Raw genomic sequence first — 14243 nt, 5'->3', positions numbered from 1 at the left:
GCGTAGGATTTACGCCCGCCCGCACGGGCCGCCAAGCACAGGCCGGCCGGGGCCGCGTGAAATTAATATCAAACAGGCCTCCAGCGCTTTGGCATCAAGCGCTTCAAGCTACATATTTAGTAGCAATAGGCAGTGACCCTCTCGACACGCGTGGTGCCATCCGCACAATGGCCCTCCGTCCCAACCCTTGCACCGCACCGCCTGCCCATGAGCGACCACACCACGTTTGACACCATCATCATCGGCGGAGGCACCGCCGGCGCCCTGCTGTGCAACCGCCTGAGCGCCGACGGCCGCCACCGCGTGCTGCTGATCGAAGCAGGCCGCAAGGACGACTACCACTGGATCCATATCCCCGTCGGCTATCTCTACTGCATCGGCAACCCGCGCACCGACTGGCTCTACAACACCGAGCCCGACGCGGGCCTGAACGGCCGCACCCTGCGCTACCCGCGCGGCAAGACGCTGGGCGGCTGCAGCAGCATCAACGGCATGATCTACATGCGCGGCCAGGCGCGCGACTACGACCAGTGGGCCGAGCTGACCGGCGACGCCAGCTGGCGCTGGGAGAACGCCCTGCCCTACTTCCGCCGCCACGAGGACCACTGGCGCCTGGACCAGCCCGATGGCGTGAATGAAAATTTCAAGCGCCTGCACGGCAACAAGGCCACGGGCAGCTCCGGCGAGTGGCGCGTGGAAAAGCAGCGCCTGCGCTGGGACGTGCTGGACGCCTTCGCCCAGGCCGCGCAGCAGGCCGGCATCCCCGCCACCGACGATTTCAACGGCGGCAGCAACGAGGGCGTGGGCTACTTCGAGGTCAACCAGAAAAGCGGCTGGCGCTGGAACACCGCCAAGGCCTTCCTGCGGCCCACCTGCTACGGCCGCCCCAACTTCGAGATGTGGACCAGCGCGCAGGCCGCCAAGCTCCTCATCGAGACGCAGCCCGACGGCAGCAAGCGCTGCACGGGCGTGTTGGTGTGGGACGGGCATGAGATGGTCACGGCCCGCGCCACGGGCGAGGTCATCCTGAGCGCCGGTGCCGTCAACTCGCCGCAGCTGCTGCAGCTCTCGGGCATCGGCCCCTCCGCGCTGCTGCGCCAGCACGGCATCGACGTGGTGCACGACCTGCCCGGCGTGGGCGCCAACCTGCAGGACCATCTGCAGATCCGCGCGGTGTTCAAGGTGGGCGGCGTGCCCACGCTCAACACCATGGCCAGCTCGCTCTGGGGCAAGGCCAAGATCGGGCTCGAATACGCGACCAAACGCAGCGGCCCCATGAGCATGGCGCCCTCGCAGCTGGGCGCCTTCACGCGCAGCAGCGCCGACCAGCCCTGGCCGAACATCGAGTACCACGTGCAGCCGCTGTCGCTCGACGCGTTTGGCGAGCCGCTGCACAGCTTTCCGGCCTTCACGGCCAGTGTGTGCAACCTCAACCCCACGAGCCGGGGCACGGTGAACATCAAGAACGCCGACTTCAAGGCCGCACCGGCCATCGCGCCCAACTACCTGAGCACCGCCGAAGACCGCCAGGTGGCGGCCGACAGCCTGCGCGTCACGCGCCGCATCGTGGCCCAGCCCGCGCTGGCCAAGTACCGGCCCGAGGAATGGAAGCCCGGCGTGCAGTTCGAGAGCGACGAGGACCTGGCGCGCCTGGCCGGCGACATCGCCACCACCATCTTCCACCCCGTGGGCACGACGAAGATGGGGCGGGATGATGACCCGATGGCCGTGCTGGACTCGCAACTGCGCGTGCGCGGCATTGCGGGCCTGCGGGTGGTGGACGCGGGGGCCATGCCCACCATCACCAGCGGCAACACCAACTCGCCCACCCTGATGCTGGCCGAGAAGGCGGCGGAGTGGATCATCCAGGCGCGGCGCGCGGCATAAGCGTGGGTACCATCGCGCCCATGTACTCCTCCACCTTCATCTTCGCCACCAAACAGTTCGACGACGCCTTCCACCGCCTGGACGAGGCGATTGCCACCGCCGCCCGCTCCATCGACGGCTACCTGGGCGAGGAATCGTGGGAGGACACGGGCAAGGGCCTGGTGTCCAACGTGTACTACTGGCAGTCGCTCGAGGCCCTGCAGGCATTGATGCAGCACCCCGCCCACCTGAAGGCCAAGGCGGCGCAAGCGCAGTGGCTCAACGGCTACCAGGTCGTGATTGCGCAGGTGCTGCGCACCTATGGCGACGACAAGCTGGCCGGGCTGCTGCCTACGGCGGGCCTGTTCGTGCAGGGCGCGGCAGCGCACTGACACCACCCGGGCAACGGCCACCCGGCCGCAGCGCGGTCAGCGAATCCCTCCCACATAGCGGGGAACCTCCGGCGCAGGCTCTGGCGGCGGCGGCGCCATGCGCTGGCGCACCGCCTGGGTGGCCACATCCAGCAAGGGGCGGCGCGGGGCGGCGGGTGGCGCGGCATGGATGGCCTGGTCCAGGCGGTCCGCCCATTCGGTGAGTTCGGGCGCGTTGTCCTCCTGCGCGCGCTGGCGCGCGAACCGCACGATCTCCAGCGCGTACTCGGCGTTGGCCGCCATCCACTCGGTGTCGGTCACGCGCCCCGTCTTGCGGCGCAGCAGCACATGCAGGTGGGCGGCAATGGCGAGCTTGTCGGAATCGGGCATGGTCGGCTCCTTACTGCATTTCAGTCATCCATTGCGCTGCGCACAACCCGCGGCGAATGAAACCGGTGCGGCCCAGGCGCGGGCCGCCGCGCTGGCTGCGCCCCCCGGCCCGCATTGCGCGGCGGTGCGAGAGCGGGGGAAGGCCCGCAGGGCCTCGGGAGAGCGGGCTTCATTCAGCCGCCCAGGTGTTCGCGGTGCTGGGCGATGTCGAGTCCGGTCTGCTCGCTCTGCGCATCCACGCGCACACCCATCGCAAAATTGATGATCCACAGCAGCGCGGCCGTCACCACCAGGCTGTAGGCCATCACGGCGCCCACCCCGATGGCCTGGGTGAGCAGGCTGCCCTGCACGCCCCCCACGGTCTTGCTGGCCAGCACCCCCGTGAGCAGCGAGCCCACGATGCCGCCAATGCCATGCACGCCAAACACATCCAGCGAATCGTCGGCACGCAGCAGGCGCTTGAGCCCCGTGGCCCCCCAGTAGCACGCCAGCCCGGCCACCAGGCCAATCACCACCGCCGAGCGCAGCGTGACGAAGCCTGCGGCGGGCGTGATCGCCACGAGTCCCGCGACCAGGCCCGAGCACAGCCCCAGCAGCGAAGGGCGCCCGCGCACCACCCACTCGCCCAGCATCCAGGACAGCGCACCAGCGGCGGCGGCCAGGTGCGTGACCGCCATGGCCAGGCCCGCCCGGCCATCGGCCGCCACGGCCGAGCCCGCGTTGAAGCCGAACCAGCCCACCCACAGCAGGCCCGCGCCCGCCATGGTGAGCCCCAGGTTGTAGGGCTCGAAGGGCTCGCGGCCATAGCCCGTGCGGCGGCCCAGGAACCACGCGCACACCAGCCCCGCCACGCCCGCGTTCACGTGCACCACGGAGCCCCCGGCGAAATCCAGCGCGCCCATCCGCGCCAGCCAGCCCCCCGGCTCCCACACCCAGTGCGCCACCGGGGCATAGACCAGCAAGGTCCACAGGCCGATGAAGATCAGCATGGCGGAAAACCGCATGCGCTCGACGAACGCGCCCACCAGGAGCGCGGCCGTGATGATGGCGAAGGTGAGCTGGAACATGGCGTACACCGATTCGGGAATGTGCGGCGCGACATGGCTCACGGCGAGCTTGCCGCCCGCCAGGTCGAAGTCCAGCCCCGTGAACCCCGCGCGCTCCCAGCCGCCCACCCAGGCGTTGCCGGGCGTGAACGCCAGCGAGTAGCCCGCCCCGAACCACAGCAGGCTGACCAGCGCCGCGATGGCGACCACGCTGGCCATGGTATTGAGCACATTCTTCTTGCGCACCATGCCCGCGTAGAACAGGGCAATGCCGGGCAGCGTCATCAGCAGCACGAGCGCCGTGGAGGTCATCATCCAGGCGGTGTCCGCCGCGCTGACGGCGCCGTGCGCCACCAGGCCAGGGCGCGCCAGGGGCGCGGCGGGGGCCGCCGCCACCTCGGGCACGGCCTGCGCCAGTGCGCTGGCGCATAGCCCCAGACCCAACGACACGACCGCGATGAACCGGTGGTTGACTGCCCGCATGAAGGCTCCCTTTCGCAAATTGTTACAAGCGCATTGCATGAGCCGTGCCAACCCGCGAACCCCGATTCGTGGCCCCGCGCGCGGTTTTCCCGCCCCACAACGGGGGCGGGAAACCCCCAATGCACCAGTGGGGTGCAGCCGTTACAGTTGCAGCACTCGAAAGCGCGCTTCGGTGTGCCAAGCGAGGGGCCCGAGGAGACATCCTTTCTACCAATAACCAAATTTCAAGCACCCAACGAGGTGCGTTTTTTTTCAGGCGCTGGCGATCCCAGCGCCTTTTTCTTGCCCGTTCGTCGCCGGGCCCGGTGCGCTGGTCTCTGTATCTGTTCCTAAATCCATAGCAGGCTGGGTGCGAAAATACTGCGATGGAATGGATTTTTATTACCCTGGCCTCGCTGCTCGCGGGCTTCGTGGACGCCATCGTGGGTGGCGGCGGGCTGGTGATGGTGCCGGCGCTGTTCGCGGCTTTTCCGGGGGCGCCACCGGCCACGCTGCTGGGCACCAACAAGGCCGCCTCGGTGTGGGGCACGGCCATGGCCACCTGGCAGTACAGCCGCCGCGTGCAGATCCGCTGGCCGGCGATGCTGCCGGCCGCGGCGGCCGGTTTCGCCGGCTCGTTCGCCGGCGCCTGGGCGGTGACGGTGATGTCGGCCGACTTCCTGCGCAAGCTGCTGCCCCTGGTGCTGCTGGGCGTGCTGGCCTACACGCTGGCCAAGAAGGAACTGGGGCGGCACCATACGCCGCGCTTCGCGGGCCGCGCCGAAGTGCTGGCGGCCTGCCTGATCGGCGTGCTGATCGGTTTCTACGACGGGTTCTTCGGCCCGGGCACCGGCAGCTTCTTCGTCTTCCTGTTCGTGCGGCTGCTCGGCTACGACTTTCTCAATGCCTCGGCCTCGGCCAAGCTGCTCAACTGCGCCACCAATGTCGCCGCCATCGTGCTGTTTGCCGCCAAGGGTCACGTCTGGTGGCACTTCGCGGTGACGCTGGCCGTGGCCAACGTCGTGGGCAGCCTGCTGGGCACGCACCTGGCGCTCAAGCACGGCACGGGTTTCGTGCGCGGCATCTTCATCGTGGTGGTGAGCACGCTGATCCTCAAGACGGGGTACGACGCGTTCTTGAGATGACCCCCTGAGTCGCCTTCGGCGCCTTCCCCCTGAAGGGGGACGCCCCCAGCGCGGCGGGGCAGCCCTTGCGCGGGGGCACTGGTCTGGCTCGCGCCGGTAGCGCAGACCGCGCCCTGTAGACGGAGGCGTAGCGCCTGCGTCCGGTTGGGGACACCGCTCTAAACCTGTTGTGAATTGGCACACAACGGGGCTTTGAGGGTTGTCCGCAGGCCCAAGGAAAAAATTCGCATATTTATAATCGTTACTACTTGATGACGGCAGACTTCGCGTTTCGCGATGCCTGTGCATCCGATCCACCAGCCTCCGGCCTGCTACCCGCATGCCGGATTTTTTGTACCTGAAATACCCCCGACAGGACCCATCCCATGAAATTGTTCAAGGCTGTTGCCACCGCCCTCGCGCTCTGCGCCGCTTTCGCTTCTGCCCAGGCCCGCACGCTGGACGAGGTCAAGAAGGACGGCAAGATCCTCATCGCGACCGAGGGGCAGTTCGCTCCGTTCAATTTCTTCAACGGCACCACGCTGACCGGCTTCGAGGTGGAGACGGCCGAACTGGTGGCCAAAAAGATGGGCCTCGCGATCCAGTGGAAGACCCTGGGCTTCGATGCGCTGCTCACCGGCCTGCGCCAGGACCGCTGGGACCTGGTGATCGCCTCGCACGGCATCACCGAAGAGCGCGCCAAGGCCGTCACCTTCACCGACCCGCACTACTGCTCGGGCGGCATGATCATCGCCATGGACCCCGCCATCAAGAGCGCCAAGGACCTGGCGGGCAAGGTGGTGGCCGTGCAGACCGGCACCAGCTACCTCGAGAACGTGCAGAAGGTCTCGTCCATCAAGGAAATGAAGAACTTCCCCACCGACGTGGATGCCCGCAGCGCGCTGAACTCGCGCCGCGTGGACGCCTGGGTGACCGACCGCTTCGTGGCCAAGGCCGTGGCAGAGAAGAACCCCGGCGCCGGCTTCAAGCTCGGCGACATGCTGTTCATCGAGCGCATCGCCGCCGCCGTGGCCAAGGGCAACAGCTCGCTGGCCGCCGGCTGGAACAAGGCGCTGGCCGAAGTCATGGCCGACGGCAGCTATGCCGCGCTGTCCAAGAAGTATTTCAACGAAGACGTCCGCTGCCAGTAAGCACGACCCGCTTGTAGTCACAGGGGTCTTTTTCATGCTCACCGCCTTTTGGCCGCAGCGCTGGAGCCGCCAGCAGCGCAGCAACGCCACGCTCGTCTCGGCCGTCATCCTGATGGTGCTGGTGCTGGCACTGCTCGGCAAGCTGCTGTCCTTCCTGCCCGAGCCCATCGGCCCCAACGCCCAGGCGTTCTCCGACGGCGCGCGCACCACCCTGTGGCTCACGCTGATCAGCGGCAGCGTCGGGCTGGTGCTGGGAACCGCCGCCGCGCTCGCCCGCACCGCGCGTTTTGCCGCCGTGCGCTGGGTGGCCAGCTTCTACATCTGGGTCATCCGCGGCACGCCGCTGCTGGTGCAGATCCTGTTCGTGTACTTCGCGCTGCCGGTGCTGGTGCCGGGCCTGAACCTGCCCGACTTCGCGGCCGCCGTGCTGGCGCTGGGCCTGAACGTGGGCGCCTACAACGCCGAGGCCATTCGCGCCGGCCTGCTGGCCGTGCCGCGCGGCCAGACCGAGGCCGCCAAGGCCCTGGGCCTGGGCCGCATGCATGTGTTCCTGGACGTGGTGTTTCCACAGGCCTTCAAGATATCGCTGCCGCCGCTGGTCAGCAACTTCGTGGCGCTGCTCAAGGACTCGTCGCTGGCCTACGCCATCGGCGTGGTGGAGCTGACCAACGTGGGCAACCGCATCCAGTCCGCCACGTTCCAGCCCATTGCCACGCTGTCCACCGTGGCCATCACCTACCTGCTGCTGACCACCCTGGTCACGCAGATCTCGAACGCGGTGGAATACCGCTTCGACGTGGAAGGCCGCAACCAATGACACGCCAGGCCACACCCTTCATCGTGGTGGACCGGGTCTGCAAGTCGTTCGGCGCCCACCAGGTGCTGCGCGATGTGTCCACCGTGTTCAACACCGGCGAGGTCACCGTGATCATCGGCGCCTCGGGCTCCGGCAAGAGCACGCTGCTGCGCGCCATCAACCGGCTCGAACCCCATGACTCCGGCCGCATCACCATCGGCGGCGAGGAAGTCACCGACGACCTGGCCACGCTGCAAAAGCAGCGCAGCGAGGTCGGCATGGTGTTCCAGCAGTTCAACCTGTTCGGCCACATGAGCGTGCTGGACAACGTGACCCTGGCGCCCCGCCGCATCCGCCGCACGCCGCGGGCCCAGGCGAACGAGCAGGCGATGGCCTTGCTGCGCCGCGTGGGCATGCAGGACCACGCGCACAAGTACCCCTGGCAGCTGTCGGGCGGCCAGCAGCAGCGCGTGGCCATCGCCCGCGCGCTGGCGATGCAGCCGCAGGTGATGCTGTTCGACGAGCCCACCTCGGCCCTGGACCCGGAGATGGTGCAGGAGGTGCTCGACGTGATGCGCGAGCTGGCCCGTGGCGGCATGACCATGATCGTGGTGACCCACGAGATGGGCTTCGCCCGCGAGGTGGCCGACCGCGTGATGTTCTTCGACCAGGGGCGCATCGCCCACGACGCCACGCCCGCCGAATTCTTCAACAACCCCGCCAACGACCGAATCCGCGCCTTCATCGGCCGCATGAGCGCCTGAGATCCAGGCCCATGCAATGCCATTACCAGCCCCTACCGGAGTGACCATGAAACTGAACCCCACGTTCCTCGCCCTGCTGGCCGCCGGCCTGTGCAGCCTGCCCCCCGCCGCGTTCGCGCAGTCCGCCAAGGACTTCGAAGAGATGCGCAACGAGCTCAAGGCCCTGCGCGCCGAGCTCAACCAGCTCAAGGCCCAGCAGGCCCAGGCGCCTGCCGCGCCCGCCGCGTCGGCATCGGCCTGGAACGACCGCATCGAGGCCGTGGAACTCAAGCAGAAGGACGCCGTGGTGCTGGGCGACATTCCGGGCAGCTTCCGCCTGCCGGGCAGCGAGACCTCGATCCGCGTGTACGGCTTTGCCGAGGCCAACATGGTCAAGGACTTCAAGGGAACGGCGCCCGGCGACACCTTCACCAACCTGATGGAGCAGCCCCTGGGCGACAGCCGCCACGGCAAGAGCAGCCTGACGGCGCAGACCTCGCGCTTCGGCTTCGAGACCTCCACGCCCACCTCCATCGGCACCTTCAACACCAAGATCGAGGCCGACTTCTACGCCTACTGCGGCGCCGAGTGCAACCGCAACCGCCTGCGCCTGCGCCACGCCTACGGCGAGTACGCCGGCTGGCTGATCGGCCAGACCTGGTCGACCTTCATGGACGTGGACAACCTGCCCGAGACCGTGGACTTCAACGGCCCGCCCGGCGCCACCTTCCGCCGCCCGGCCCAGGTGCGCTACACCTACAACAACCCGGACCTGGCCAAGTTCCAGTTCGCGGTGGAAGAGCCCACCGACGGCGCCAAGAGCCTGAACTTCGTGGCCCGCGTGGACAAGGCCTTCGACTGGGGCAACATCAACGCCCGCCTGCTCTCGCACGAGCAGCGCGTGGACGGCATCGGCAAGCGCGGCACCGGCTTCGGCCTGGGCGCGGGCTACAAGATCACCGGCACCACCACGCTGATGGCGCAGTACACACGCCTGGACGGCGACGGCGACGGCGCCTACCTGGTGGGCACCAACTACCCCGTGCTGGACGGCGGCACCGTGCGCCTGGACAAGTCGCACGGCGTGGTGCTGGGCCTGTCCAACGTGTTCAGCGAGAAGCTGCGCGGCACCGTGTCGCTGGGCATGGTCCGCTCGCGCCACAAGCTGGGCGACGCCTACGTGGACGCCTACGGCGCCGAAGGCAACCACAAGCTGTACCAATGGCATGCCGGCATGTACTACCTGCCCATCAAGAACGTGGAACTGGGCGGCGAGCTGATCGGCGGCCGCCGCACGACGTTCGACGGCCAGCAGGGCGAGATGCTGCGCCTGAACCTGCAGGCACGCTATCTTTTTAATTGACACCCCCTGAGGCGCTGCGCGCCTTCACCCCTCTCTCTACGCGCTGCGCGCCAAGGGAGGGGGACACCACCGGTGGCCTGGCAGAGCCAGTTCCGCGGCTACCTCGCTGAGGCCGCGCCAGTGCGACGGCAGCAGGTCGTGCGCAGGCGCTGCGAGGAAATCTTCTGCAAGTGGCTGGCCGGGGAACCGACCAGTCTTTTCTTGTTTTTGGAGCCTATGAAACCCGAACGTCTGGGCCTGATTGCCCTGCTGGTGGTGACCGTGGTGTGGGGCACCACCTTCCCCGCCATGAAGCTGTTGTCCGCGCACCTCGATGCACTGCAGATCATCTGGCTGCGGTTCGTGATCGCCCTGGTGGTGCTGGCCCCGCTGTGGTGGGGCATGCGGCGCCACGAGCGGCGGTGGGGCTGTGCGCTGGGGGTCCTGCTGTTCCTGGCGTTCTGGCTGCAGATCGAGGGGCTGGCGCGCACCAGCAGCAACCGCAATGCCTTCGTGACCGGGCTCAATGTGCTGGTGGTGCCATTGATTGCGATGGCGGCGCTGGGGCGCCGCTACGGCTGGCCGCTGTGGGCGGCGTGTGCCCTGGCCTGCACGGGCATGGCGCTGATGTTCCACGAGAACGAGCCCTGGAACCTGGGCGATACGCTGACGCTGGCGAGCACGGTGTTCTACGCCATCTACATCCTGGCGCTGGAGGAGTGCGCGCGCCGCACGGCGGCAAGCCCGCCGCGGGCCACGCGCATGGCGGCCGCGCAGGCGACCGTCATGGCACTGGCTTCCACGTTCATGCTGCTGGGCCAGGGCGGCGGCATGGGCTGGCTGCACACCACCGCGCAGTTGCCCGCCGATGCCTGGGTGGCGCTGCTGTACCTGGGCCTGCTGGCCAGCGTGGTGGTGGTCACGCTGCAGGCCTGGGGCCAGCAGCGGGTGGACGCCATGCGCAGCGCCATCGTGTTCGGGCTGGAGCCGGTATTCGCCGCGCTCACCGCCTGGGCCCTGCTCGGCGAGCGGCTGGGATGGGCGGGCCTGGGCGGCGCGGCGCTGATCGTGGCGGCGCTGGTGTTCAGCCAGCTTCAGCCACCGCCAGCGCGGGCGGCGGCGGCCTGAGGGCGGCCCGGCATCGGCCAGCGCCCAGCGCAGGCACCGGGTTCATTTCAAGAATGGCCGGCACCGCGATTCGATGCCGGATTGGGCTCCAGCGCCTATCTGTATTGCGCTAACAGCTATTGTTTTTATATCAAGGCGCCGCCACGGGCACATCCGCCGCCTTGCGCGGCTTGCCAATGGGAGCGCCGGCCTGGCCCTTTTGCACCGCCGCGATGTCTTCCTCGCTCGGGTAGTCCCCCATCAGCCAGTAGTCGAATACGCGGCGCGCGATGGGCGCCGCATGGGCCGCGCCAAACCCGGCGTTCTCGACAATCAGCGCCAGCGCTATCGTGGGCTGCTCTGCCGGGGCGAACGCCGCATACAGCGAGTGGTCGCGCTGGTGCTCTTCCAGCGCCTTCGCGTTGTACTTCACGTTCTGGCCCATGGTCACCGCCTGCGCCGTGCCGGTCTTGCCGCCGGAGGTGTACGGCGCCCCGGCAAACACGCGCGTGCCGGTGCCGCCCTTGTTCACGGCGACCATGGCATTGCGCACGATGTCCACGTTCCGGGGCAGATACCCCAGGTCTTCGCCGGGCGGCTGCACGATCTCGGTGACGACGCCCGTGACCGCGTTCTTCACGGCCTTGGCCATGTGCGGCCGGTAGCGGATGCCGCCGTTGGCCAGCGTGCCCTGCGCCAGCGCGAGCTGCAGCATGGTGAAGTTGTTGTAGCCCTGGCCGATGCCCAGGGACACGGTCTCGCCGGGAAACCAGCGCTTCATGTCCGGGCGCTTGTAGGCATTGCGTTTCCACTCCGTGCTGGGCAGCGTGCCCCGCACTTCGCCATTGAGGTCGATGCCGGTGGACTGCCCAAAGCCCAGCGGCTTCATGAAGTCATGGATGGCATCGACGCCCATGTCCACCGCCAGCGAGTAGAAGTAGGTGTTGCTCGACTGCTGGATGGCGCGGTGCATGTCCACACCGCCCAGCCCGCCCTCGTGGCTGCGGAAGGTGTGGCCGCCGAAGGTGTAGTACCCCGGATCGTTCACCACCAGGCTGGGCGAGCGCTTGCCCAGCTGCAGCGCGGCCAGCGCCATGAAGGGCTTGTAGGTGGAGCCTGGCGGGTACGTACCCCGCAGGGCCCGGTTCAGCAGCGGCTTGTCGATGGATTCGTTGAGCGCGGTCCAGTTCTCCACATCGATGCCTTCGACGAAAAGATTGGGGTCGAACGTGGGCTTGCTGACCAGGGCCAGGATCTCGCCGTTGCGCGGGTCGATGGCCACCAGCGCGCCACGGCGGGTGCCGTACAGCTCCTCGATGAGTTTCTGCAGCTTGATGTCGATGGACAGCATCACGCTGTCGCCGGGCGTGGCCGCGTGGCTGGAGAGCTTGCGCACCGCCCGCCCGCCCGCCGAGGTCTCCATCTGCTCGACCCCGGTGGCGCCGTGCAGCGCGGACTCGAAGCTCTGCTCGATCCCCAGCTTGCCGATGTATTCCGTGCCCCGGTAGTTGGCCTCGTCCTCGGAATCCTGGATGCGCGCCTTCTCGCTCTGGTTGATGCGGCCGATGTAGCCGATGGCATGGCTGGCCACGTCGCCCAGCGGGTAGTTGCGAAACAGGCGCGCCTTGATGTCCACCCCCGGGAAGCGGTAGCGCTGGGCCGTGAAGCGGGCCACTTCCTGGTCGGTCAGGCGCGTGCGGATGGGCAGCGATTCGAAGTTGCGCGACTCTTCCATGAGCCGCTTGAAGCGGCGGCGGTCGCGGCTCTGGATCTCCACCACCTTGGACAGCTCGTCGATGGTGTCGTCGAGCGTTCCCGCCCGCGAGGGCGTGATCTCCAGCGTATAGGCCGAATAGTTGGTGGCCAGCACCACGCCGTTGCGGTCCAGGATGAGGCCCCGGTTGGGCACGATGGGCACCACCGCCGTGCGGTTGCTCTCGGCCTGCGCCGCAAGGTCTTCGTGCCGGACCACCTGCAGGAACACCAGCCGGGCCGCGATGAGGCAGAACGCACAGAACACCAGGGCGCCGACGATCAGCGCCCGCACGCGAAAGCGCGAGGCATCGGCCTCGCTGCTGCGCACCTCGGTCATGCGGCAGCTCCATCGCGCCACGCCCCGAAGGCGTGCGCTGAAACCGGCGCGCGCCCGTCCCCCGGCCCGCAGCGCTGCGGGACAAGGGGGATGCGGCGCGGGCGCTCAGGAGGTTGCTTCATGGCTACAGAGGCCGGTTCTGGTCGCGGTCGGGAGGCCGGCGCTGCGGCGCCAGCAGCACCCAGCTGGCCAGCGGCCAGAGCAGGGCTTCGAGCACCGGCGCCAGAAAGCTCCACAGGCCCGGGAATATGCCCCCGGACGCCATCCGCAGCAAGAGCTCGATGGCATGGGCCAGAGCGAACAGGGGAAGCACCTGCAGGGCCTGCGACGGCACGCTGAACCACAGCAGGCGGCGGTGGATGGCGATGGCGCCAAACGACAGCACGGTGTAGGACAGCGCGTGCTGGCCCAGCAGCGCCGACTGGCTCACATCCATGCACAGGCCCAGCACGAAAGCCACGCCCATGCCAATGCGCAGGGGCTGGTGCACGCCCCAGAAGACCAGCAGCACCATCAGGACATCCGGCGTCCAGACAATGCGGCCCAGCGGCAGCATGTTGATGGCCAGCCCCGCAGCGAGGCTGGCGACGATGAAGACCGGATTGACCGGAAGCAGCAGCGGCTCGCCGCGCGGCATGATCATCGCGCACCTCCCCGCGGCAGCCACGGGCCATCGCGCAGGACGCGCGGCCCCACAAGGGCCATGGCAGGCACAGGCGATGCCCTCATCCCTTGCGCCCCCCGCGTTTCGCTGGCGCCGGGTGCGCGGGCTCCGGCCGCGGCAGCTCGTTGTCGGCCAGCGGCTTGAGCACCACCACATGGCGGGCGCCCTGCACCTGGGCCAGGGGCACGCAGTAGATGCGCGCGAAGGCGGAATCGGCCCTGCGCTCCACGCGCACCACCCGCGCCACGGGGAGCCCCGACGGGTACAGGCCATCCACGCCGCTGGTGGTCAGCAGATCGTCCTCCCGCACATCGGCGTTGGCGGGCATGAAGCGCAGCTCCATGCCGCCGCCATGCCCGGCCACCGGATCCCCATAGGCGACACCCCGCGCACCCGTGCGAATGTTGAGGACCGGAATGGCCTGGTCGCGGTCCACCAGCAGCGTGACCTCGCTCACGAGCGGAAAGACACGCGTCACCTGGCCGAGCACGCCCGCCTCATCCATCACGGGCGCGCCCATCTCCACGCCGCCCATCTGCCCCCGGTCGATGACCACGCGGCGCGTGTAGGGGTCGGCGGTGTCATAGATCACCTCGGCGGCCTGCGCGGGCGTCTCCAGGCGGCCGCGCAGCGCGAGCAGTTGCCGCAGCCGCTCGTTCTCCAGGGCCAGCTGCTCCGCCTGGTTGGCGCGCTGGCCCATCACGGTCATTTTCTTGCGCGCGGCGTCCAGTTCCTGCTGCGCGGTCTGCAGCGACTGGAAGTACCCGGAACCATGGCTTGCGAACTCCACCGGCTTGAGCATCAGCCACTGCACCGGGTAAAGCACGGTGGCAACCGCCTGGCGGAACGGCCCCGTGAGCTGGAAACGTGCATCGGCCACCATGAGGAACAGCGCCAGCGCGCTATAGACGGCCAGGCGCGAAAGGGCCGAAGGGCCCTGTTTGAAGAAAGGCGGAGCGCTGCGCTCGAGGGTACCCAGTGGCATCGTGCGCAGCGGTCAGGATCTGTCGCGTGGAGCCGGGGCCACGGACGCATGCTCAAAAAGCATTGGAGCGGGTGCAATCATGCAGTTCAGAGCGCAAAAAAAGT

General features: G+C 68.3%; 13 protein-coding genes. 8 read left to right on the top strand and 5 right to left on the bottom strand.

Annotated features, from left to right (window positions below):
* Positions 1-207: 207 nt before the first annotated feature.
* Together AC1RCS_RS01145 and AC1RCS_RS01140 are read left to right on the top strand one after the other, a co-directional pair.
* Entirely contained in the window at positions 208-1887 is a 1680-nt protein-coding gene (locus AC1RCS_RS01145; RefSeq protein WP_218296681.1) for a GMC family oxidoreductase, read from the top strand.
* A 20-nt stretch (positions 1888-1907) separates the two neighbouring features.
* Positions 1908-2258 carry an antibiotic biosynthesis monooxygenase family protein gene (locus tag AC1RCS_RS01140; RefSeq protein WP_369641137.1) on the top strand — a complete coding sequence of 117 codons (351 nt, stop codon included), beginning with the start codon at positions 1908-1910 and terminating at the stop codon, positions 2256-2258.
* Between the two features lie 36 nt (positions 2259-2294).
* On the opposite strand, the gene AC1RCS_RS01135 is transcribed toward AC1RCS_RS01140, so the two are convergent.
* Positions 2295-2627 carry a hypothetical protein gene (locus AC1RCS_RS01135; RefSeq protein WP_218296679.1) on the bottom strand — a complete coding sequence of 111 codons (333 nt, stop codon included), beginning with the start codon at positions 2625-2627 and terminating at the stop codon, positions 2295-2297.
* Positions 2628-2800: 173 nt separating this feature from the next.
* Positions 2801-4156, bottom strand: a complete 1356-nt coding sequence (locus AC1RCS_RS01130; RefSeq protein WP_218339116.1) for an ammonium transporter — start codon at positions 4154-4156, stop codon at positions 2801-2803.
* A 365-nt stretch (positions 4157-4521) separates the two neighbouring features.
* Between AC1RCS_RS01130 and AC1RCS_RS01125 the strand changes: the two genes are divergently transcribed.
* The 6 genes from AC1RCS_RS01125 to AC1RCS_RS01100 all read left to right on the top strand — a co-directional run bounded on the left by AC1RCS_RS01125 (position 4522) and on the right by AC1RCS_RS01100 (position 10419).
* Positions 4522-5280, top strand: a complete 759-nt coding sequence (locus AC1RCS_RS01125) for a sulfite exporter TauE/SafE family protein (protein WP_218296677.1) — start codon at positions 4522-4524, stop codon at positions 5278-5280.
* A 365-nt stretch (positions 5281-5645) separates the two neighbouring features.
* Positions 5646-6410, top strand: a complete 765-nt coding sequence (locus AC1RCS_RS01120; protein WP_218296676.1) for an ABC transporter substrate-binding protein — start codon at positions 5646-5648, stop codon at positions 6408-6410.
* 34 nt (positions 6411-6444) lie between these two features.
* Complete coding sequence (locus AC1RCS_RS01115) at positions 6445-7227, top strand: amino acid ABC transporter permease (RefSeq protein ID WP_218296675.1); 783 nt, start codon at positions 6445-6447, stop codon at positions 7225-7227.
* On the top strand, positions 7224-7970 hold the full coding sequence (locus AC1RCS_RS01110; protein ID WP_218296674.1) for an amino acid ABC transporter ATP-binding protein: 747 nt from the start codon (positions 7224-7226) through the stop codon (positions 7968-7970). The genes AC1RCS_RS01115 and AC1RCS_RS01110 overlap by 4 nt, the downstream gene beginning before the upstream one ends.
* Before the next feature lie 46 nt (positions 7971-8016).
* Entirely contained in the window at positions 8017-9312 is a 1296-nt protein-coding gene (locus AC1RCS_RS01105; RefSeq protein WP_218296673.1) for a DcaP family trimeric outer membrane transporter, read from the top strand.
* Between the two features lie 216 nt (positions 9313-9528).
* A complete protein-coding gene (locus tag AC1RCS_RS01100) occupies positions 9529-10419 on the top strand; it encodes a DMT family transporter (RefSeq protein ID WP_492244718.1) in 891 nt (296 codons plus the stop codon).
* A 130-nt stretch (positions 10420-10549) separates the two neighbouring features.
* Here AC1RCS_RS01100 and mrdA read toward each other — a convergent pair whose 3' ends face one another.
* The 3 genes from mrdA to mreC all read right to left on the bottom strand — a co-directional run bounded on the left by mrdA (position 10550) and on the right by mreC (position 14139).
* Positions 10550-12490 (bottom strand): penicillin-binding protein 2, encoded by a 1941-nt coding sequence (gene mrdA / locus AC1RCS_RS01095; RefSeq protein WP_369641136.1) that lies wholly within the window; start codon positions 12488-12490, stop codon positions 10550-10552.
* A gap of 124 nt (positions 12491-12614) precedes the next feature.
* Positions 12615-13133, bottom strand: a complete 519-nt coding sequence (mreD, locus tag AC1RCS_RS01090) for a rod shape-determining protein MreD (protein ID WP_218296670.1) — start codon at positions 13131-13133, stop codon at positions 12615-12617.
* A gap of 82 nt (positions 13134-13215) precedes the next feature.
* Positions 13216-14139 (bottom strand): rod shape-determining protein MreC, encoded by a 924-nt coding sequence (gene mreC / locus AC1RCS_RS01085; protein WP_218296669.1) that lies wholly within the window; start codon positions 14137-14139, stop codon positions 13216-13218.
* Positions 14140-14243 lie beyond the last annotated feature (104 nt).

Source organism: Acidovorax sp. GW823-FHT01C06, assembly GCF_058798375.1.
This window is presented reverse-complemented; position numbering and strand designations above follow the sequence as displayed.

Bases quoted from the DNA above. Each gene is read 5' to 3' on its own strand.
- AC1RCS_RS01120 (WP_218296676.1), top strand. From the start codon at position 5,646: ATGAAATTGTTCAAGGCTGTTGCCACCGCCCTCGCGCTCTGCGCCGCT.
- mreC (WP_218296669.1), bottom strand. From the start codon at position 14,139: ATGCCACTGGGTACCCTCGAGCGCAGCGCTCCGCCTTTCTTCAAACAG.
- AC1RCS_RS01105 (WP_218296673.1), top strand. From the start codon at position 8,017: ATGAAACTGAACCCCACGTTCCTCGCCCTGCTGGCCGCCGGCCTGTGC.
- AC1RCS_RS01100 (WP_492244718.1), top strand. From the start codon at position 9,529: ATGAAACCCGAACGTCTGGGCCTGATTGCCCTGCTGGTGGTGACCGTG.
- mreD (WP_218296670.1), bottom strand. From the start codon at position 13,133: ATGATCATGCCGCGCGGCGAGCCGCTGCTGCTTCCGGTCAATCCGGTC.
- AC1RCS_RS01145 (WP_218296681.1), top strand. From the start codon at position 208: ATGAGCGACCACACCACGTTTGACACCATCATCATCGGCGGAGGCACC.
- AC1RCS_RS01110 (WP_218296674.1), top strand. From the start codon at position 7,224: ATGACACGCCAGGCCACACCCTTCATCGTGGTGGACCGGGTCTGCAAG.
- AC1RCS_RS01115 (WP_218296675.1), top strand. From the start codon at position 6,445: ATGCTCACCGCCTTTTGGCCGCAGCGCTGGAGCCGCCAGCAGCGCAGC.
- mrdA (WP_369641136.1), bottom strand. From the start codon at position 12,490: ATGACCGAGGTGCGCAGCAGCGAGGCCGATGCCTCGCGCTTTCGCGTG.
- AC1RCS_RS01140 (WP_369641137.1), top strand. From the start codon at position 1,908: ATGTACTCCTCCACCTTCATCTTCGCCACCAAACAGTTCGACGACGCC.
- AC1RCS_RS01125 (WP_218296677.1), top strand. From the start codon at position 4,522: ATGGAATGGATTTTTATTACCCTGGCCTCGCTGCTCGCGGGCTTCGTG.
- AC1RCS_RS01130 (WP_218339116.1), bottom strand. From the start codon at position 4,156: ATGCGGGCAGTCAACCACCGGTTCATCGCGGTCGTGTCGTTGGGTCTG.
- AC1RCS_RS01135 (WP_218296679.1), bottom strand. From the start codon at position 2,627: ATGCCCGATTCCGACAAGCTCGCCATTGCCGCCCACCTGCATGTGCTG.